17 protein-coding genes are annotated in these 19,027 nt (G+C 67.5%); 15 read left to right on the top strand and 2 right to left on the bottom strand.

The features are described 5' to 3' along the window. Position 1 precedes the first annotated feature (1 nt). Positions 2-1,234, top strand: coding sequence for a glycosyltransferase family 4 protein (locus tag MKK54_RS22085; RefSeq protein ID WP_244014256.1), 1,233 nt, complete (start codon positions 2-4; stop codon positions 1,232-1,234). Between the two features lie 214 nt (positions 1,235-1,448). Next, positions 1,449-1,970 (top strand): translation initiation factor IF-3, encoded by a 522-nt coding sequence (gene infC, locus MKK54_RS22080; protein WP_238280755.1) that lies wholly within the window; start codon positions 1,449-1,451, stop codon positions 1,968-1,970. 235 nt (positions 1,971-2,205) lie between these two features. Here the strand turns inward: infC and MKK54_RS22075 are convergent, their stop codons facing one another. Both MKK54_RS22075 and MKK54_RS22070 read right to left on the bottom strand, forming a co-directional pair. Further along, the gene (locus tag MKK54_RS22075; protein WP_244014254.1) at positions 2,206-4,536 is read right to left on the bottom strand and encodes a glycogen debranching N-terminal domain-containing protein; all 2,331 of its coding nucleotides are present in this window, start codon (positions 4,534-4,536) and stop codon (positions 2,206-2,208) included. Positions 4,537-4,685: 149 nt separating this feature from the next. Then, the gene (locus MKK54_RS22070) at positions 4,686-5,819 is read right to left on the bottom strand and encodes a glycosyltransferase family 4 protein (protein ID WP_244014252.1); all 1,134 of its coding nucleotides are present in this window, start codon (positions 5,817-5,819) and stop codon (positions 4,686-4,688) included. 410 nt (positions 5,820-6,229) lie between these two features. Between MKK54_RS22070 and MKK54_RS22065 the strand changes: the two genes are divergently transcribed. The 13 genes from MKK54_RS22065 (at position 6,230) to nuoL (ending at position 19,022) form a co-directional block, all read left to right on the top strand. Next, the gene (locus MKK54_RS22065) at positions 6,230-6,595 is read left to right on the top strand and encodes an NADH-quinone oxidoreductase subunit A (protein ID WP_244014249.1); all 366 of its coding nucleotides are present in this window, start codon (positions 6,230-6,232) and stop codon (positions 6,593-6,595) included. 60 nt (positions 6,596-6,655) lie between these two features. Next, positions 6,656-7,243 carry a NuoB/complex I 20 kDa subunit family protein gene (locus tag MKK54_RS22060; RefSeq protein WP_238280751.1) on the top strand — a complete coding sequence of 196 codons (588 nt, stop codon included), beginning with the start codon at positions 6,656-6,658 and terminating at the stop codon, positions 7,241-7,243. 15 nt (positions 7,244-7,258) lie between these two features. Beyond that, on the top strand, positions 7,259-7,906 hold the full coding sequence (locus tag MKK54_RS22055) for an NADH-quinone oxidoreductase subunit C (protein WP_244014247.1): 648 nt from the start codon (positions 7,259-7,261) through the stop codon (positions 7,904-7,906). Between the two features lie 16 nt (positions 7,907-7,922). Then, positions 7,923-9,113, top strand: a complete 1,191-nt coding sequence (locus MKK54_RS22050; protein WP_244014244.1) for an NADH-quinone oxidoreductase subunit D — start codon at positions 7,923-7,925, stop codon at positions 9,111-9,113. 19 nt (positions 9,114-9,132) lie between these two features. Further along, complete coding sequence (nuoE, locus tag MKK54_RS22045) at positions 9,133-10,188, top strand: NADH-quinone oxidoreductase subunit NuoE (RefSeq protein ID WP_409564224.1); 1,056 nt, start codon at positions 9,133-9,135, stop codon at positions 10,186-10,188. A 1-nt stretch (position 10,189) separates the two neighbouring features. Then, positions 10,190-11,491, top strand: coding sequence for an NADH-quinone oxidoreductase subunit NuoF (gene nuoF / locus MKK54_RS22040; protein ID WP_244014242.1), 1,302 nt, complete (start codon positions 10,190-10,192; stop codon positions 11,489-11,491). A gap of 4 nt (positions 11,492-11,495) precedes the next feature. Further along, a complete protein-coding gene (locus MKK54_RS22035) occupies positions 11,496-12,008 on the top strand; it encodes a hypothetical protein (protein WP_244014239.1) in 513 nt (170 codons plus the stop codon). Between the two features lie 2 nt (positions 12,009-12,010). Continuing rightward, a complete protein-coding gene (gene nuoG / locus MKK54_RS22030; protein ID WP_244014237.1) occupies positions 12,011-14,092 on the top strand; it encodes an NADH-quinone oxidoreductase subunit NuoG in 2,082 nt (693 codons plus the stop codon). A gap of 12 nt (positions 14,093-14,104) precedes the next feature. Next, a complete protein-coding gene (gene nuoH / locus MKK54_RS22025; RefSeq protein WP_244014234.1) occupies positions 14,105-15,127 on the top strand; it encodes an NADH-quinone oxidoreductase subunit NuoH in 1,023 nt (340 codons plus the stop codon). 24 nt (positions 15,128-15,151) lie between these two features. Continuing rightward, a complete protein-coding gene (gene nuoI, locus MKK54_RS22020) occupies positions 15,152-15,640 on the top strand; it encodes an NADH-quinone oxidoreductase subunit NuoI (protein ID WP_056434372.1) in 489 nt (162 codons plus the stop codon). A gap of 187 nt (positions 15,641-15,827) precedes the next feature. Beyond that, on the top strand, positions 15,828-16,448 hold the full coding sequence (locus tag MKK54_RS22015) for an NADH-quinone oxidoreductase subunit J (protein ID WP_244014232.1): 621 nt from the start codon (positions 15,828-15,830) through the stop codon (positions 16,446-16,448). 25 nt (positions 16,449-16,473) lie between these two features. Beyond that, a complete protein-coding gene (nuoK, locus tag MKK54_RS22010; protein WP_238280743.1) occupies positions 16,474-16,779 on the top strand; it encodes an NADH-quinone oxidoreductase subunit NuoK in 306 nt (101 codons plus the stop codon). A gap of 146 nt (positions 16,780-16,925) precedes the next feature. Beyond that, a complete protein-coding gene (gene nuoL / locus MKK54_RS22005) occupies positions 16,926-19,022 on the top strand; it encodes an NADH-quinone oxidoreductase subunit L (RefSeq protein ID WP_244014229.1) in 2,097 nt (698 codons plus the stop codon). Positions 19,023-19,027 lie beyond the last annotated feature (5 nt).

The raw sequence follows: 19,027 nt of genomic DNA, 5'->3' as shown, positions 1-19,027 counted from the left end.
CATGAACGGCGAAGGACGCGGCGGCTTTCCGAGCGAGCGCACGCCGCTCGCCGGCACCACCATCCTGCAGATCATCCCCGAACTCGATGCGGGCGGGGCCGAGCGCACCACCGTCGACATCGCCGCCGCCCTCGCGGCTGCCGGGGCGCGGGCCCTGGTGGCCACGGCCGGCGGGCGCCTGGTCGGCGAGTTGCAGGCCAAGGGCGGAATCTGGCTGCCCTTTCCCGCCGCTTCGAAGAATCCGCTCGCCATGGCGCTGAACGTCGGCCGTCTGGCGCGCCTGTGCCGACGCGAGGGCGTGCAGATCGTCCATGCCCGCTCCCGCGCACCCGCCTGGGTGGCGCTGGGCGCGGCCCGCCGGCTCAGGCTGCCCTTCGTCACCACCTATCACGGCAGCTATTCGGGCCGCACCGGCGTGAAGGTGCTGTACAATTCCGTGATGGCGCGCGGCGACGTGGTCATCGCCAACTCGCACTACACCGCCGACCTGATCCGCAGCCTGCATCCCGAACAGGCGGGGGACCGGGTCCGGGTGATCCATCGCGGCACCGATCTCGGCCTGTTCACGCCCGGGGCGGTGCTGCCGGCGCGGGTCGAGGCTCTGCGCCGGGCCTGGGGCGTCGCGCCCCACGAGCGCGTGGTGCTGCTGGCCGCTCGCCTCACGGGCTGGAAGGGCCAGCGGGTGCTCATCGAATCCGCCGCGCTGATGCGGGACCAGGGCGTGACCGACGTCGCCATCGTGCTCGCGGGGGATCCGCAGGGCCGCGTCGCCTACGAGCGGGAACTCGACGCGCTGGTCGCCGCGCGCGGCCTCCAGGGCATCGTCCACCGGGTCGGCCACTGCGCCGACATGCCGGCGGCCTTCCGGGCCGCCTCCGTGGTGGCGGTGCCCTCCGTCGAGCCCGAGGCCTTCGGCCGCTCGGCGGTGGAGGCGCAGGCACTCGGCACGCCGGTCGTGGTCTCCGACCTCGGCGCCGTGCCCGAGACGGTCTTGGCGCCGCCGGAAGTGCCGGCCGCCCAGCGCACCGGCTGGCGCGTGCCCCCCGGCGACGCCGCCGCGCTGGCAGGAGCGCTCACGGAGGCCCTCGCCCTCGGGGCCAGCGCCCGCGATGCCATGACACGGCGCGGACGCGCGCACGTGGAAGCCCATTTCTCGCTCGAGGGCATGGTCGGCGACACCCTCGCGGTCTATGCCGACCTCATCGCGGGCCGGGCCCCGATCGCCCGTGGTTGACGGATGCTCTCTCGTCTGGCGCGGTGCCGGACCGTGTCGAATGAACCAAACCCCGTCAACCGTGTTGACTTGAGCGAGAGTTCAGCCAAGGTGTCGCACCGAATTTCGCGAGCGATGGGTGGCCAGAATCAGCCTCGGATGGGGTTTGGGTTCGTGGGCTGCCGTTTCGTCGTTTCATCAGGAGATCAAAGCCATTCGTAGACCAATGAGAGCTATGCCGGCCCCGCAGAAGGACGGGCCGCGCGCCAACCGGGATATCCGTGGCGTTCGCGAAGTGCAGCTCATCGACGACACCGGTCAGAACCGTGGCGTCGTCGCCTTCTTCGACGCCATCGCCATGGCCGAGGAAGCCGGCCTCGACCTCGTCGAGATCGCACCGAACTCCGTTCCTCCCGTCTGCAAGCTCCTTGATTACGGCCGCTTCCGCTTCAACGAGCAGAAGAAGCAGAACGAAGCGCGCAAGAAGCAGAAGACGGTCGAGGTCAAGGAGATCAAGCTCCGACCCGGCATCGACAAGCACGACTACGATACCAAGATGAAGGCCGTGATCCGGTTCTTCGAGGAGGGCGACAAGGTCAAGGTGACCCTGCGCTTCCGCGGCCGCGAGATGGCGCACCAGGATATCGGCCTGCGCCTGCTGGAGCGGGTGAAGAACGAGACCCAGGAGATCGCGAAGGTGGAGAGCGAGCCGATGCTCGAAGGCCGCCAGATGATCATGATCCTGGCGCCGCGCTGACGCCGGGGTTTTTCTCCGGAGCCCATCGGATCTCGAGCGCCGCCTTCCTTCGGGAGGGCGGCGTTTTTCGTTGATCGGCGGCGTCGCGGGACGTCGTCGATTCCGTGACGTGCCCCTCCTCCCCGTGTGAGGAGGGGCCGGGGTGCGGTTCGGGGTGACCCTCGACGCTTCGGAAGGCTGCCGGCGCCCCTCCGACCCCTGGCCCTTCCCCGCGAGGGGGAGGGGAGACTGCGCCTTACTTCAGCAGCGAGATCTGCGCGTCGCCGGTGCGACGCAGGACGTTCACGGTGACATCCTCGCCATAGCGCTGCAGGCGAAGGTCCACGCGCGAGGCGCCGATCTTCAGGTTGAAGATCGAGACGCCGTCGAGGAAGGGCGGCAGGGTCGGGTTGCGGAAGCGGACCCGGTTGCGATCGTGGTCGATCTCCAGGCCGAGACAGGCGGCGAGGAAGGCGAAGGGGGCGGCCGCCGCCCAGGCCTGCGGCGAGCAGGCCACCGGATAGGAAACGGGCCCGCGCTGGTGCCGGCGCATGAAGCCGCAGAACAGTTCCGGCAACCGCTTCTGGTCCTGGTAGAGGGCCGTGTCGAACATGCCCTGGAAGATCCGCGAGGCTTCCGGCTTCAGGTCGTAGCGCGCCAGGCCGAGGGCGATCAGCGCGTTGTCGTGCGGCCAGATCGAGCCGTTGTGGTACGACATCGGGTTGTAGCGGGCCTCGCCGCGCGCGATCGTGCGCACGCCCCAGCCGTTGAAGCCGTCCTTCGACAGGAGGTTGGCGGCGACACTCGCGGCCCGCTCGGGCAGGGCGATGCCGGTGAAGAGCGCGTGCCCGGCGTTGGACGAGCGCACGGCGCACTGGCGCTTCTCGCCGTCGAGGGCGAGGGCATAGGTGCCGATGTCGTCGCACCAGAACGCCTTGTCGAAATTCTCGCGCAGCGCGCGCGCCTCCTGGCCGAGGCGCTGGGCGAGGTCGTCGTGCCCGAGCAGCGCGGCGAGCTTGGCCGCGCCGTTCTTGGCGGCATAGACGTAGCCCTGGACCTCGCAGAGGGCGATCGGCCCCTTGGCGAGGTTGCCGTCCGTGTGGAAGATCGAGTCGTGGCTGTCCTTCCAGCCCTGGTTCTCCAGGCCCTTGTCGGTGTCGCGGGCGTATTCCACGAAGCCGTCGCCGTCGCGGTCGCCGTACCGGTTCATCCATTCGAGCGCGAGTTCGAGGGCCGGCCAGATCGCCGCGATGGTGTCCCGGTCGCCGGTGACGGCGTAATATTCCCAGGCCAGCATGACGAAGAGCGGCGTGCCGTCGATGGTGCCGTAATAGTGCCGGAACGGCACTTCGCCGAGCATCGCCATCTCGCCGCGCCGGGTCTCGTGCAGCACCTTGCCGGGCTGGGCGTCGGCGGCGGGGTCCACGGCCTTGGCCTGCGTCGAGGCGAGGTAGCGCAGCACGCCTTTGCCGAAATTCGGGTCGATCCAGAGCGCCATCATCGCGGTGATGATGCCGTCGCGCCCGAAGACCGTGGAGTACCAGGGGATGCCGGCGAAGGGGTAGATGCCCTCCGGCGTGCGGCTCGCCAGCATGTAGAGGTCGGCCGTGGCGCGGCAGGCGGCCTCGTTGAACTGGTCGTTCGACGAGATGATCGTGGTGATGCCGGCGGTGAGCTGGCGCAGGTCGCGGCGTGAATCACGGTAGGCGCGCGCGAAGATCACGCCCTCGGCAAGGCCTTTGGGATGGCGCGGCGAGGCCGAACTGCCGGCGGCACGCGACAGGCCGGCCGCCGCGTCCTCGCCGACGCGCTCGGCCGCCGGGGCGCTGGTGAAGGCCCGGTGCGATTCGAAGACGACGCGCAGGAACAGTGAGGCCCGCCCGCCCGGCGGCAGCGAGACCAGGAACTCGGCACGGCCCGGCTCGATGTGCTTCGGCTTCGGGCCGAAATGCAGGCTCGTGGTGCGCACCACCTCGTCGAGGCCGGCATAGCGGAACTGGACTTCGGTTTCGCTCGCCACCTGCACGCTGCGCTTGCCCCGCACCGGGCGGTCCATGCCGCGCACCTCGAACAGATCGCGAAAATCCGCGTCGAAGGTCACGGCCACCTTCAGGTGCCAGTGGCGCGAATCGTAGTTGCGCAGACCGATCCGGTCGTAGCAGGCGCCCCGGAACAGGAACTTGGTGCGCTCGATGGCGATCAGTTCGCGCGGGATCGTGGTCTCGTCATGCGCGTCGATGCGGATGTCGGGCGTCGTCATGTCGACGCTGAGCGCGCCGTTGTCGTCCTGCATCACCGACGAGAGCAGCAGCGGGCGCTGATCCTCGATGGTGACGTGCAGGCGCGAGAGGTAGCGCGTATCCTGGAAGTACAGGCCCTCGGGGCCGGGCAGCACGCCGATGTCGCCGTAGCTGTCGAGCACCGCGAAGGCCTCGCCGTACTTCAGCGAACGCAGGGGGCGCTCGACGAGCGAGGTCTGCGCCTCGATGTGATATTGCGGCAGAACTTCGTCGGCGTCCTGAAAGCCCTGGGGAATCCGCGTCCCGGTCGCGGTTTCGGAGGTCGCCTTGAGAGTGTCCGCTGCCATGCCTGCGCGTCTCCGAAAGTGGGGGTCGAATCAAAAGGGCCGCCGGTCGCAAGGTGCGGCGCGGCGGCCCTCAGAGGCAGAGGTAGTGCGGCAATCTTGCGGCGCCAGCCTTCACCGGCCCCGCGCGGGAGCGATGCCGGGCGGCTCGGCTAGGCCGGCATCGCGGCGACGGAGATCGAGGGCAGCGACGAGCCGTTGAGTTCGCCGTAATGCTGGGAGAAGGCGCCGGCATGGGGCAGCTTTATCACGTCGGCCGAGCCGGCGAGCAGGCGCTCGTAGGCAGCGACGTACTTGCGGACCATGCACTCGGCGGTGAACTGCGACTCGAAGTGCTTGCGCACGCCGGCCCGGCTCATCGTCTTGACCGTGTGCACGGCCTCGACCGCATCGTCCATCGAGTCGCAGAGAACGCCCGACACGCCGTCGGCGATGACCTCCGGCACGGAGCCGTTGCGGAAGGCGATCACCGGCGTGCCGGCCGACATCGCCTCGATCATGACGAGGCCGAAGGGCTCCGGCCAATCGATCGGGAAGGCGAGCGCCAGCGCGTTGCCGAGGAAGTCCTTCTTCTGCTCCTCGTTGATCTCGCCGATGAACTCGATCAGGGGGTGGTGGATCATCGGCTCGATGACCTCGTCCCAGTAATCCTGGTCGGCCTTGTCGACCTTGGCGGCGATCTTCAGCTTCACGCCCGAGCGGATCGCCATCTCGATGGCGCGGTCGGGGCGCTTCTCCGGGGAGATGCGGCCGAGGAAGGCAAGGTAGCCGCCCTTGGATTCCGGGTAGAACGGACAGTTCTGCGCCGGCAGGCCGTGGTGGATGGTCGAGAGCCAGTTCACGGTCTCGGGCATCGGGTCGCGCTGGTTGTCGGAGATCGACACCAGGGGCATGCCCGTGAACGTGCGGTAGACCGGCATGAAGTCCGGCACGTCGAGGCGCCCGTGCATCGTCGTGAGGCACTTGTGGTTCAAGTCCTCGAACATCGGATATTGCAGCAGGTCGATGTGGAAGTGCAGGACGTCGAATTCGTGCGCCCGCTTGTGCACGTGGTGCAGCATGGCGAGGTGGCTCGCGGTGTGGTCGCGGTAGCCGAGGAGGCGCAGGCCCTCCGGCGTGCAGGCCGCCAGCTTGGCCGAGGTCTCGGAATCGCCGCTCGCGAACAGCGTGACGTCGTGGCCCTGGCGGACGAGTTCTTCCGTGATCCAGGACACCACGCGCTCGGTGCCGCCGTAGAACTTCGGGGGTACAGCCTCCGAAAGCGGAGCAATCTGAGCAATGCGCACGAAGCGTCTCCTGTGAGGTCGAATGTTGCGCCGACCTAACGCGATCCGGCCTGAGTGGGACATGAACGAAACGGACGGCCAAGGTTATGGTTCCCGCGCCCGGGCGGCCGCCAGCCCCGCCTGACAGATGGTCCGAGATGTCCCCGCTATCCTTCGGTTCCGGCCGCATGCGTGCCCGTGGCGGGCCGGGTCCGCACGCCATGGGACCCCCTGCGCGGATCGGTCGTGTTGCACGGAACGCATGCGGAACTACCTGAGTGCCACACCGGATTTGTGCGACGCACGACGCCCTTGTTTCGCCTCGGGGGGTCGTCTAAGCCTCGCGCCAGCGCAGTCTGGTATTGGAGCAATTCCACGTGGCCTGCGGCGCCCAGGGCGGCGTGGCCGCCCGCGAACACGAGAGGTCCCGCATGACCGGCCTGATGGCAGATTACCTGCCGCTCATCGTCTTTATCGGCGTGTCGCTGTTCATAGCCGTGGCGCTGCTCGTGGCGCCCTTCCTCGTGGCCTACAACAGCCCCGATCCGGAGAAGCTCTCGGCCTACGAGTGCGGCTTCAACGCCTTCGACGACGCGCGCATGAAGTTCGACGTGCGCTTCTACCTCGTGGCGATCCTGTTCATCATCTTCGACCTCGAAGTCGCCTTCCTGTTCCCGTGGGCGATCAGCTTCGGCGAGCTCGGCTGGTTCGGCATGTGGTCGATGATGGCCTTCCTCGGCGTTCTGACCGTCGGCTTCGTCTACGAGTGGCGCAAGGGCGCCCTCGAATGGGATTAGCGCTCCCGAATCGCGCGTCCCACGCAGCCTACCCGTCCGAAGCCTGATCCCGAGAAACCGATGGCCTTCAGCCCCGACCTCTCCCGCGCCCCGGCGATCGCGCCGGCCCCCAAGGGGATCATCGATCCCAACACGGGCCTGCCGGTCGGCGCCAACGACCCGACCTTCCTGTCGATCAACAGCGAGCTCGCGGATCGCGGCTTCCTCGTCACCTCGACGGACGATCTCATCAACTGGGCCCGCACCGGCTCGCTGATGTGGATGACCTTCGGCCTGGCCTGCTGCGCCGTCGAGATGATGCAGATGTCGATGCCGCGCTACGATTGCGAGCGCTTCGGCTTCGCGCCGCGCGGCTCGCCGCGCCAGTCCGACGTCATGATCGTCGCCGGCACGCTCACCAACAAGATGGCACCGGCCCTGCGCAAGGTCTACGACCAGATGCCGGAGCCGCGCTACGTCATCTCCATGGGCTCCTGCGCCAATGGCGGCGGCTACTACCACTATTCCTACTCGGTGGTGCGCGGCTGCGACCGGGTGGTGCCCGTCGACATCTACGTTCCGGGCTGCCCGCCGACCGCCGAGGCGCTGCTCTACGGCGTGCTCCTGCTCCAGAAGAAGATCCGCCGCACCGGCACGATCGAGCGCTGAGGGAGGACGCACGGCATGACCAACGGCATCAGCATCCTCGCCCACACCGCGCCCGAATCCGGCATCGACGCCCTGCAGCGGATCAGCGATCACGTGGCCGGGGCGCTGGGTCCCGCCATCGTCTCGCGCGGCATCGCCTTCGGCGAACTCACCCTCGTGGTGCAGGCCAGCGACATCGTCTACGCGATGACCTACCTGCGCGACGACCCGGCCTGCGCCTTCCGCTGCTTCATCGACATCTGCGGGGCCGACTATCCGGCCCGCGAGAAGCGCTTCGACGTCGTCTACCACCTGCTCTCGCTGCGCCATAACAGCCGCATCCGCGTGAAGGTGCAGACCGACGACCAGACCCCGGTCCCCTCCGTGATCGAGGTGTTTCCGGCCGCGAACTGGTTCGAGCGCGAGACCTACGACCTCTACGGCATCCTGTTTTCCGGCCATCCCGATCTCCGCCGCCTCCTGACGGATTACGGCTTCGAGGGGCATCCGCTCCGAAAGGACTTCCCGCTCACGGGCTTCGTCGAGGTCCGCTACGACCAGGACGAGGCGCGCGTGGTCTACGAGCCCGTGAAGCTCACCCAGGAATTCCGGAACTTCGATTTCCTCTCGCCCTGGGAGGGCACCGAATACGTGCTCCCCGGCGACGAGAAGACATCGGCATAAGGCGCGGAGCGAGGCCATGACCGAGCACAACATCCGCAACTTCGCGATCAATTTCGGGCCCCAGCACCCGGCCGCGCACGGCGTGCTGCGCCTCGTGCTGGAACTCGACGGCGAGATCGTCGAGCGCGTCGATCCGCATATCGGCCTCCTGCATCGCGGCACCGAGAAGCTGATCGAACACAAGACCTATCTGCAGGCGACGCCGTACTTCGACCGGCTCGATTACGTCTCGCCGATGAACCAGGAGCACGCCTTCTGCCTCGGCATCGAGAAGCTCCTTGGGCTTCATGTGCCGCGCCGCGCCCAGCTCATCCGGGTGCTGTTCTGCGAGATCGGCCGCATCCTCTCCCACCTCCTCAACGTCACGACGCAGGCGATGGACGTCGGCGCCCTCACCCCCCCACTCTGGGGCTTCGAGGAGCGCGAGAAGCTGATGATCTTCTACGAGCGCGCGTCCGGCGCGCGTCTTCACGCCAATTACTTCCGGCCCGGCGGCGTCCACCAGGACCTGCCGCCCGCGCTGATCGACGACATCGAGGCGTTCTGCGACCCCTTCCTGCAGGTGGTCGACGACCTCGACAACCTCGTCATGGGCAACCGCATCTTCAAGCAGCGCAACGTCGACATCGGCATCGTCACGGTCGACGAGGCCATGGCCTGGGGCTTCTCGGGCGTGATGGTGCGTGGCTCCGGCATCCCGTGGGACCTGCGCAAGTCGCAGCCGTACGAGTGCTACGAGGAGATGGAATTCGACGTCCCCGTGGGGAAGAACGGCGATACCTACGATCGCCAGGTGATCCGCATGGAAGAGATGCGGGAATCCGTGAAGATCATGAAGCAGTGCTGCGCCAAGCTGCGCGAGCCTGCCGGCCAGGGCCCGATCGCCGCCACCGACGGCAAGATCGCGCCCCCGCCGCGCCGCGAGATGAAGCGCTCGATGGAAGCGCTGATCCACCACTTCAAGCTCTACACCGAGGGTTTTCACGTGCCGGCCGGCGAGGTCTACGCGGCCGTCGAGGCGCCCAAGGGCGAATTCGGCGTCTATCTCGTCTCCGACGGCACCAACAAGCCCTACCGCTGCAAGATCCGCGCGCCCGGCTTCGCCCATCTCCAGGCGATGGATTGGATGTGCCGCGGCCACATGCTGGCCGACGTGTCCTGCGTGCTCGGCACGCTGGACATCGTGTTCGGCGAAGTGGACCGGTGAGGATCAAGGTTCAGAACTGATGGCCAACCGCAGACTCGCCCCCGCCGCCGAGCAGCCCGCCGCCTTCGCGTTCTCGCCCGAGAACGCCGACTGGGCCAAGGGCCAGATCGAGAAATACCCGGAGGGGCGTCAGGCCTCGGCCGTGATCCCGCTGCTGTGGAAGGCGCAGGAGCAGAATGGCGGTTGGCTGCCGCAGAAGGCCATCGAGGCGGTGGCCGACGAACTCGGCATGCCGCATATCCGCGTGCTCGAAGTCGCGACCTTCTACACGATGTTCGCCCTGGAGCCGGTGGGCCGGTTCTGGATCCAGCTCTGCGGCACGGTGCCATGCGATTCCTGCGGCGCGCGCGAGCTGAAGGACTACCTGCACTGCCGCCTCGGCGCGCCGGGCCATGTCAGCGCCGACGGCAACTTCTCCTGGCTCGAGGTCGAGTGCCTGGGCGCGTGCTGCAACGCGCCGATGGCGCAGATCAACCAGGATTACTACGAGGACCTGACGCCGGACCTGCTGGGCACGCTCATGGACGATCTGGCCGCCGGGCGCCCCGTGAAGGTGGGCTCCCAGGTCGGTCGTACCTCGTCGGAGCCGCTGGGAGGCGCCGAGACCCTGACCGACGCCACCCTGTTCGACGGTTCGCGCGTCGGCGCCTGGCGCAAGCGCTTCGAGGAGAAGGACGAGGAGAACGAGGCCGGCAAGGCGGAAGCCGCCTCGTCCGAGCAGCGCGCGGCCTCCGAGCCGAAGCCCGGCCGTCCGGATTCCGGCCGCGCGGCGGAGAAATCCGTCACCGACGCCCCCGCCCAGCGGGCCGCCGCCGGCGAAACGCCGGTGAAGGCAAGCGACAAGGCGGATGCCGCCGACACGAAGGAGTCGACGGCGCAGGGCGGAAGGCCCGGTCCCGCGCAGCCCGAGACCATCGCGAAGGCCGAGGCGGCCGGCGCCGAGGCGGGGACGCAATCCGACCTGCCGCGCAGCGAACCGCCGCCGCAGCCCGCCGCTTCGGGCGCCAGCGCCGACGCGCCCGCCGACGCGAAGAAGTCCGCCCCGAACAATCCCGCCCCGAAGAAGGGGAACTGACATGCTCGCCGATCAGGATCGAATCTTCACGAACCTCTACGGCCTGCACTCGCCGGGCCTCGAAGCGGCCAAGCAGCGCGGCGCCTGGGATGGCACCAAGTTCCTGCTGGAGATGGGTCGCGACTGGATCATCGAGGAAATGAAGCGGTCGGGCCTGCGCGGGCGCGGCGGCGCCGGCTTCCCCACCGGCCTCAAGTGGTCGTTCATGCCCAAGAAGTCCGATGGGCGCCCGCATTACCTCGTCGTCAACGCCGACGAGTCCGAGCCGGGCACCTGCAAGGACCGGGAGATCATGCGGCACGATCCGCATCTCCTGATCGAGGGTTGCATGCTCGCCTCCTTCGCGATGGCGGCGCATGCCTGCTACATCTACATCCGCGGCGAGTACGTGGCCGAGAAGCACGCGCTCCAGCGTGCGGTGGACGAGGCCTACGCCGCGAAGCTCGTCGGTCAGGACAACGTCCACGGCTATCCCTTCGACATCTACGTCCACCACGGCGCGGGCGCCTATATCTGCGGCGAGGAGACGGCGCTGCTGGAAAGCCTCGAGGGCAAGAAGGGCATGCCGCGCCTGAAGCCCCCGTTCCCGGCCAATATGGGCCTCTACGGCTGCCCGACGACGGTGAACAACGTCGAGTCGATCGCGGTGGCGGGCACCATCCTGCGCCGGGGCGGCGCCTGGTTCGCGGGGCTCGGCGGCAAGAACAACACTGGCACCAAGCTGTTCTGCGTCTCGGGCCACGTCAACAAGCCGTGCAACGTCGAGGAAGAGCTCGGCATCACCTTCCGCGAACTCGTCGACAAGCATTGCGGCGGCATGCGCGGCGGCTGGGACAACCTGCTCTGCTCGATCCCCGGTGGCTCCTCGGTGCCCCTGGTGCCGGCCGAGCAGATCATCGACGCCAAGATGGACTTCGACACGCTGAAGAACCTTGGCTCCGGCCTCGGCACAGCGGCGGTAATCGTCCTCGACCGGTCCACCGACATCGTCTCGGCCATCGCCCGCATCGCCTATTTCTACAAGCACGAATCCTGCGGCCAGTGCACGCCCTGCCGCGAGGGGACGGGCTGGATGTGGCGCGTGATGCTGCGCATGGCGGAAGGGCGCGCCCAGCGCCGCGAGATCGACATGCTCCTCGACGTGACGAAGCAGATCGAGGGCCACACCATCTGTGCCCTCGGCGATGCGGCGGCCTGGCCGATTCAAGGGCTGATCCGGCATTTCCGCCCCGAGATCGAGCGCCGCATCGACCGCTACAGCGCCAACCCGCATTCCGATGCGGTGCGAATCGCTGCGGAGTAGAGGCATGGCCCGGCATCGCGGATCAGGCGTGGCGGTCTCCATCGCGTTCGGCGTCAGGACGGTCGCGATCGCTCTGGCGTCGTTTGTCGTCCTTGATCCGCTCGCGGCGGGCGCATGCGATTTGCGGCTTGTGTTCGCTTCCTGGCCTGATGTGCAACCGCTTGGGCAAGACATAAAATTTCGATCTCCTGGCGGTTCTACGCTCACGATATCGAGGCTCGCGATCGAGCAGGCCGTAGGCGGACGGGATTGCATCGCGAAGGTCCGTGTGGAAGCTGATTCCGACTTGCCTGCATCGCGTTTATCTACAGCAAGAGAGATTCATCGACTTGCTGACGATCAGAATTTTGCTCGTGAATACGCCTTAGATAAAGTGAAGAAGGTCTGTGATCCTGTGCGAGTCGAAGTCGACGACAACATAGGATCGAGTGATAAACGGCAATTCATGCCGCACTACTTCTTTGCAAGATCGGACGGCTCTTTCGAGAGCATCTCTTTCACGGTTTGCGGACCCTGAGCATGACAAAAATCGTCGTCGACGGCACCGAGGTCGATGTTCCGGCGGACTACACGCTGCTCCAGGCGTGCGAGATCGCGGGCGCGGAAATTCCGCGTTTCTGCTTCCACGAGCGGCTGTCCATCGCGGGCAATTGCCGGATGTGTCTCGTCGAACTCAAGGGCGCGCCGAAGCCCGTGGCCTCCTGTGCCTACGCGGTCAAGGATTGCCGGCCCGGCCCGAACGGAGAGCCGCCGGAGGTGCTGACGCGTTCGGGCCAGACCAAAAAGGCCCGCGAGGGGGTGATGGAGTTCCTCCTCATCAACCATCCGCTCGATTGCCCGATCTGCGACCAGGGCGGCCATTGCGACCTGCAGGATCAGGCGATGGCCTATGGCGTCGACTCGACCCGCTACGGCGAGAACAAGCGCGCCGTGGAAGAGAAGTACATCGGCCCGCTGGTGCGGACCGCCATGAACCGCTGCATCCATTGCACCCGCTGCGTCCGCTTCCTCGCGGAAGTGGCCGGCGTGCCGGATCTCGGCGCCATCGGGCGCGGCGAGGACATGGAGATCACGAGCTACCTCGAATCGGCCATGGGCTCGGAGTTGCAGGGCAACGTCGCCGATCTCTGCCCCGTGGGGGCGCTGGTCCATAAGCCGCAGAGCTACGAGGTTCGTCCCTGGGAGCTGTCGAAGACCGAATCCGTCGACGTGATGGATGCGGTCGGCTGTGCCATCCGGGTCGATGCCCGTGGCCGCGAGGTCATGCAGATCGAGCCGCGCGTACACGAGGGCATCAACGAGGAGTGGATCTCCGACAAGACCCGCCATGCCGTCGACGGCCTACGCACGCAGCGTCTCGACCGGCCGTACCTGCGCGAGAACGGCCGCCTGCGCCCGGCCTCCTGGGGTGAGGCCTTCGCCGCGATCGCCGCTCGGGTGAAGGGCACCGACCCGAAGCGCATCGGCGCGGTCGTCGGCGATCTCGCCGGCGTCGAGGAAACCTACGCCCTCAAGGCGCTGATGACCTCCCTCGGGGTGACGAACCTCGATTGCCGCCAGGCCGGCGAGGCGCTCGATCCGGCCTGGGGCCGGGCCGCCTACACGCTCGGCACCACCATCGCGGGGATCGAGGAGGCGGATGCGATCCTGCTCGTCGGCACGAACCCGCGCCTCGAAGCATCGCTCCTCAACGTGCGCATCCGCAAGCGCTGGCGCATGGGGCCCCTCGCGGTCGGCCTCATCGGCGAGCCCGTCGATCTCACCTATCCCCACACCTATCTGGGTGCCGGCCCCGAGACCCTGGCCGATCTCGCCTCGGGCCAGCACAGCTTCGCCGAGGCGCTGAAGGCCGCCAGCCGTCCGCTGATCATCGTCGGCACCGGCGCGCTCGCCCGGCCCGACGGCGCGGCGATCCTGGCGGCGGCTGCCCGCCTCGCCAGGGATATTGGCGCGGTCACGCCCGATTGGAACGGCTTCGGCATACTCCAGAACGCGGCCGCGCGCGTCGGCGCGCTCGATCTCGGCTTCGTGCCGGGGGAGGGCGGCCTCGACTTCGCCGGTATCGCGCAGGCCGGCGCCCTCGACGTGGTGTTCAACCTCGGTGCCGACGAGGTCGAGATCGGCGCGGGGGCTTTCGTGATCTACCAGGGCACCCACGGCGATCGCGGCGCCACACGCGCCGACGTCGTGCTGCCGGGCGCGGCCTACACCGAGAAGAGCGCCACGTTCGTCAATCTCGAGGGCCGGGCGCAGGTCACCAACCGCGCCGGCTTCCCGCCGGGCGACGCCCGCGAGGATTGGGCGATCCTGCGCGCCCTCTCCGACGTGCTCGGAAAGCGCCTGCCGTTCGATTCCCTCGGTGCGCTGCGCCGCGCGCTCTACGCCGAGCATCCGCACTTTGCCGCTCTCGACGCCGTGGCGCCGAGCGACGCGGTGGCGAGCGTCGAGACTCTGACCGGCCTCGCCGGTGAGCCGACCCGCACCGGCTTCGCCTCGGCGGTGCCGGACTTCTACCTCAGCAACGCGATCGCCCGCGCCTCGCGCGTGCTCGCCGAGTGTTCGAGCCTCGCCCGGGTGCGCGGCCTCGAAGCGGCCGAATAGGGATTTCCTGCCATGACCTTCTGGGAAATCCTCGGCACCGTCCTGCTGCTGGTGCTCAAGAGCTTCGTGCTCCTGGCGCTGCTCCTCGTCTTCATCGCCTACGCGCTTCTGGCCGATCGCAAGATCTGGGCGGCGGTGCAGCTGCGGCGCGGGCCCAACGTGGTCGGGCCCTGGGGCCTGTTCCAGTCCTTCGCCGATCTGCTGAAGTTCGTCCTGAAGGAGCCGATCATCCCGGCGGGCGCCAACAAGGCGCTGTTCCTGCTGGCGCCCCTGGTCTTCGCCACCCTGGCGCTGGCCGCCTGGGCGGTGATCCCGCTCGCCGAGGGCTGGGCCATCGCCGACATCAATGTCGGCATCACCTACATCTTCGCGATCTCGTCGCTCGGCGTGTACGGCGTGCTGATGGGCGGCTGGGCCTCGAACTCCAAGTACGCCTTCCTGGGCGCGCTCCGCTCGGCCGCGCAGATGATCTCCTACGAGGTCTCCCTCGGCTTCGTCATCATCTGCGTCCTGCTCTGCGCCGGCTCGCTCAACCTCTCGCGCATCGTCATGGCGCAGGACACCAGCCTCGGCATCCTGGGCTGGTACTGGCTCTGGCTGTTCCCGATGTTCGTGGTGTTCTTCATCTCGGCGCTGGCCGAGACGAACCGCCCGCCCTTCGATCTGCCGGAGGCCGAATCCGAGCTCGTCGCCGGCTACATGGTCGAGTATTCCTCGACGCCGTACCTGCTGTTCATGCTCGGCGAGTACGTGGCCATCATGACCATGTGTGCGCTCGGTACGGTGCTGTTCCTCGGCGGCTGGCTCTCGCCGATCCCGTTCGCGCCCTTCACCTGGGTGCCGGGCCTGATCTGGTTCGCCCTCAAGGCCAGCTTCCTGTTCTTCATGATCGCCATGGTGAAGGCCATGGTGCCGCGCTACCGCTACGACCAGCTCATGCGCCTCGGCTGGAAGGTCTTCCTGCCGCTCTCGCTCGTCTCGGTCGTCGTCGTCGCCTTCGTCCTCAAGCTCACCGGCCTCGCGCCGGGTGCCTGACAACCGCTCACGGAGATCCGGGCCATGAAGCTCGATCAGGTCGCCAAGGGTCTGCTCCTGAAGGAGTTCGTGTCGGGGTTCGCCCTCGCCATGCGCTACTTCTTCAAGCCCAAGGCCACGATCAACTACCCCTTCGAGATGGGCCATCGCGGTCCACGCTTCCGAGGAGAACATGCGCTGCGCCGCTATCCCAACGGCGAGGAGCGCTGCATCGCGTGCAAGCTGTGCGAGGCGATCTGCCCGGCCCAGGCCATCACCATCGAGGCAGGTCCGCGCCGGAACGACGGCACGCGCCGCACCACGCGCTACGACCTCGACATGGTCAAATGCATCTATTGCGGCATGTGCCAGGAGGCCTGCCCGGTCGACGCCATCGTCGAGGGGCCGAACTTCGAGTTCTCGGTCGAGACCCGCGAGGAGCTTCTCTACGACAAGGAGAAGCTCCTGCTGAACGGCGACCGCTGGGAGCGCGAGATCGCCCGCAACCTCGCGGTGGACGCGCCCTACCGCTGAGGGGCCCGCCCCCGGCACCCCGGGGGCGGATGAGACAGTGCGCCGATTCCGTGCCCACGGAGCCGGCGCGGGCTCGCCGAGGCGGTTGTGCGCCGCAGGGGCGGGTTCTATAGACGGGCGGCCGATGGGCCGTGGCACAATTTCGGCAGAAGGGGCCGTCCTCGGGACGGCTGATCTCTAGAATCGCATGAGCGCAGCCGCTGCCTTCTTCTACCTGTTCGCAGGTGTGACCATCGCCTCGGGCTTCATGGTGATCGCCTCGCGCAATCCCGTGGCCTCCGTGCTGTTCCTCATTCTGGCCTTCGTGAACGCCGCCGGGCTGTTCGTGATGATGGGCGCCGAGTTCCTCGCGATGATCCTGGTCGTCGTCTACGTGGGCGCCGTCGCCGTGCTGTTCCTCTTCGTCGTGATGATGCTCGACGTGGATTTCGCGCAGCTGCGCCAGGGCTTCCAGCAATACCTGCCCATCGGCGCGCTGATCGGCGCGGTCTTCCTGATCGAGCTCCTGCTCGTCGTCGGCTCCTGGACCATCGATCCCGGTCTGATCCAGGCGCCGCTCAATCCGATCGCGGGCGCCGAGGCCGTCACCAACACCCAGGCGCTCGGCCGGGTGCTGTACACGGACTACGTCTTCTTCTTCCAGCTCGCCGGCCTGATCCTGCTCGTCGCGATGATCGGCGCCATCGTGCTGACCCTGCGCGACCGCCCCGGCGTGAAGCGCCAGAACATCGCGGTGCAGAACGCGCGCACGCAAGCGCTGGCGGTGGAGACCCGCAAGGTGCCCTCGCGCCAGGGCGTCGAAGTCTGATGGCGGATAACGGGAGCCACATCCGATGATCGGCCTGAGCCATTACCTGACGGTCGCCGCGATCCTGTTCACGCTCGGCGTGCTCGGCATCTTCGTGAACCGCAAGAACGTCATCGTCATCCTGATGTCCATCGAGCTGATCCTGCTCGCCGTGAACATCAACCTCGTCGCCTTCTCCACCCACCTCAACGACATCACCGGCCAGGTCTTCGCCCTGTTCGTGCTGACCGTGGCGGCGGCGGAAGCGGCCATCGGACTCGCCATCCTCGTCGTGTTCTTCCGAAACCGCGGTTCGATCGCGGTCGAGGACGTCAGCATGATGAAGGGCTGAGCGGGACCGCGTCAGAACCCGATTTGACGCTCGGCAGCGCGCTCCGCGCGGTGCCGCTGCGGTGACACGAACCCACAGGGTGCCGTCCCGGCTCCCGCGCCACGCGCGGGTGCGGGCCGCACCCCCGGAGGCCGGACAAGCCAGCGATGTATCACGCGATCGTCTTCCTCCCGCTCGTCGGCGCCCTGCTCGCCGGCCTCTTCGGCCGCCAGCTCGGTCCGAAGCTCAGCGAGGGCATCACCACCGGCCTGCTCGCCTTCTCGGCGCTCCTGTCCTGGGGCGCCTTTCTCGAAGTGCCCGGCACCGAGCACGCGACGCGGGTCCAGGTCGCCACCTGGTTCACGGCCGGCGACCTCGTGGTCGACTGGGCCTTCCGCATCGACACCCTGACGGTGATCATGCTGGTGGTCGTGACGTCGGTCTCGACCCTCGTTCACCTCTACTCCATCGGCTACATGGAAGAGGACCCGCACCGGCCGCGCTTCTTCGCCTACCTGTCGCTCTTCACCTTCGCCATGCTGATGCTGGTGACGGCCGACAACCTCGTGCAGATGTTCTTCGGTTGGGAGGGCGTCGGCCTCGCGAGCTACCTGCTGATCGGGTTCTGGTACGAGAAGCCCTCGGCAAACGCCGCCGCCATGAAGGCCTTCATCGTCAACCGAGTCGGTGATTTCGGGTTCTCGCTCGGCATCTTCCTGGTCTTCGTGCTCACGGGCTCGATCGCCTTCGACGGCATCTTTTCCCGCGCGCCCGAGATCAAGGACGCGACCTTCCACTTCCTCGGCTACGACTGGAGCGCCCTGACGCTCGCCTGCCTGCTGCTGTTCATGGGCGCCATGGGCAAGTCGGCGCAGTTCCTGCTGCACACCTGGCTCCCCGACGCGATGGAGGGGCCGACCCCCGTCTCGGCGCTGATCCACGCCGCCACCATGGTGACGGCCGGCGTGTTCATGGTCGCGCGCCTGTCGCCGCTGTTCGAGCTCGCGCCCAACGCCCTCATCGTGGTCACGGTCATCGGCGGCATCACGGCGTTCTTCGCGGCCACGATCGGCCTCGTGCAGAACGACATCAAGCGCGTGATCGCCTACTCGACCTGCTCGCAGCTCGGCTACATGTTCGTGGCGCTCGGCGTCGGCGCCTACTCGGCCGCCGTGTTCCACCTCTTCACGCACGCCTTCTTCAAGGCGCTTCTGTTCCTCGGCGCCGGCTCGGTCATCCACGCGATGCACCACGAGCAGGACATGCGGAACATGGGAAATCTCCGCCGCTACATCCCCTTCACCTCCGCGATGATGACCATCGGCACCCTGGCGCTGATCGGTTTCCCGTTCACGGCGGGCTACTACTCCAAGGACGCGATCATCGAGGCGGCCTACGCCTCGACCCGGCCCGGGCACACGCTGGCCTTCATCTGCACCGTCGTCGCCGCGCTGATGACTTCGTTCTATTCCTGGCGCCTGTTCTTCATGACCTTCGAGGGGCCGGCCCGCTGGGCGGGCCACGGCGGCGCGCACCATGACGACCACCACGCGGTGGCGCATGCCGGATCGTCGGCGCAGGCGGACGGCGCGCCGGGCCACCACGAGGGCGTCGCCCACGACGACAAGGGTCACGACGTCGAGCCGGCCTCGCACAGCGCCATCGAACACCACGACCATGCGCACACGCCGCACGAAAGTCCGCTGGTGATGACGATCCCGCTGGGGCTGCTCGCCTTCGGTGCGCTCTTCGCCGGCCTGATCTTCAAGAACCGCTTCATCGGCGAGGGCATGGACGGGTTCTGGGGTCATGCCCTCGGCCATGGCCCCGACAACCACATCATGCACGACATCCATTCGGTGCCGGCGCTCGTGTCCTACGCGCCCTTCATCATGATGCTGATCGGCTTCGTCCTGGCCTACTGGATGTATATCCGCCGGCCCGAACTGCCGGGCCAGCTCGCCGCGCAGCAGCCGAGCCTGTACCGGTTCCTCCTCAACAAGTGGTACTTCGACGAACTCTACGACCGGATCTTCGTCCGTCCGGCCAAGGATTTCGGCAAGTTCCTCTGGAAGGAGGCCGATGGCCGGGTCATCGACGGCATGGGCCCGGACGGCATCGCCACCCGCGTCCTCGACGTGACGCGCGGCGTGGTCCGCTTCCAGACCGGCTACGTCTATCACTACGCCTTCGTCATGCTCGTCGGCGTGGCCGCCCTCCTGAGCTGGTACATGCTGACCGGCCTGCCCAAGGTCGCGCATTGATGGCC

Origin of the sequence: Methylobacterium sp. J-068, from assembly GCF_022829445.1 — a bacterium.
In the GTDB taxonomy this organism is placed as follows: Bacteria; Pseudomonadota; Alphaproteobacteria; order Rhizobiales; family Beijerinckiaceae; genus Methylobacterium.
This window is presented reverse-complemented; position numbering and strand designations above follow the sequence as displayed.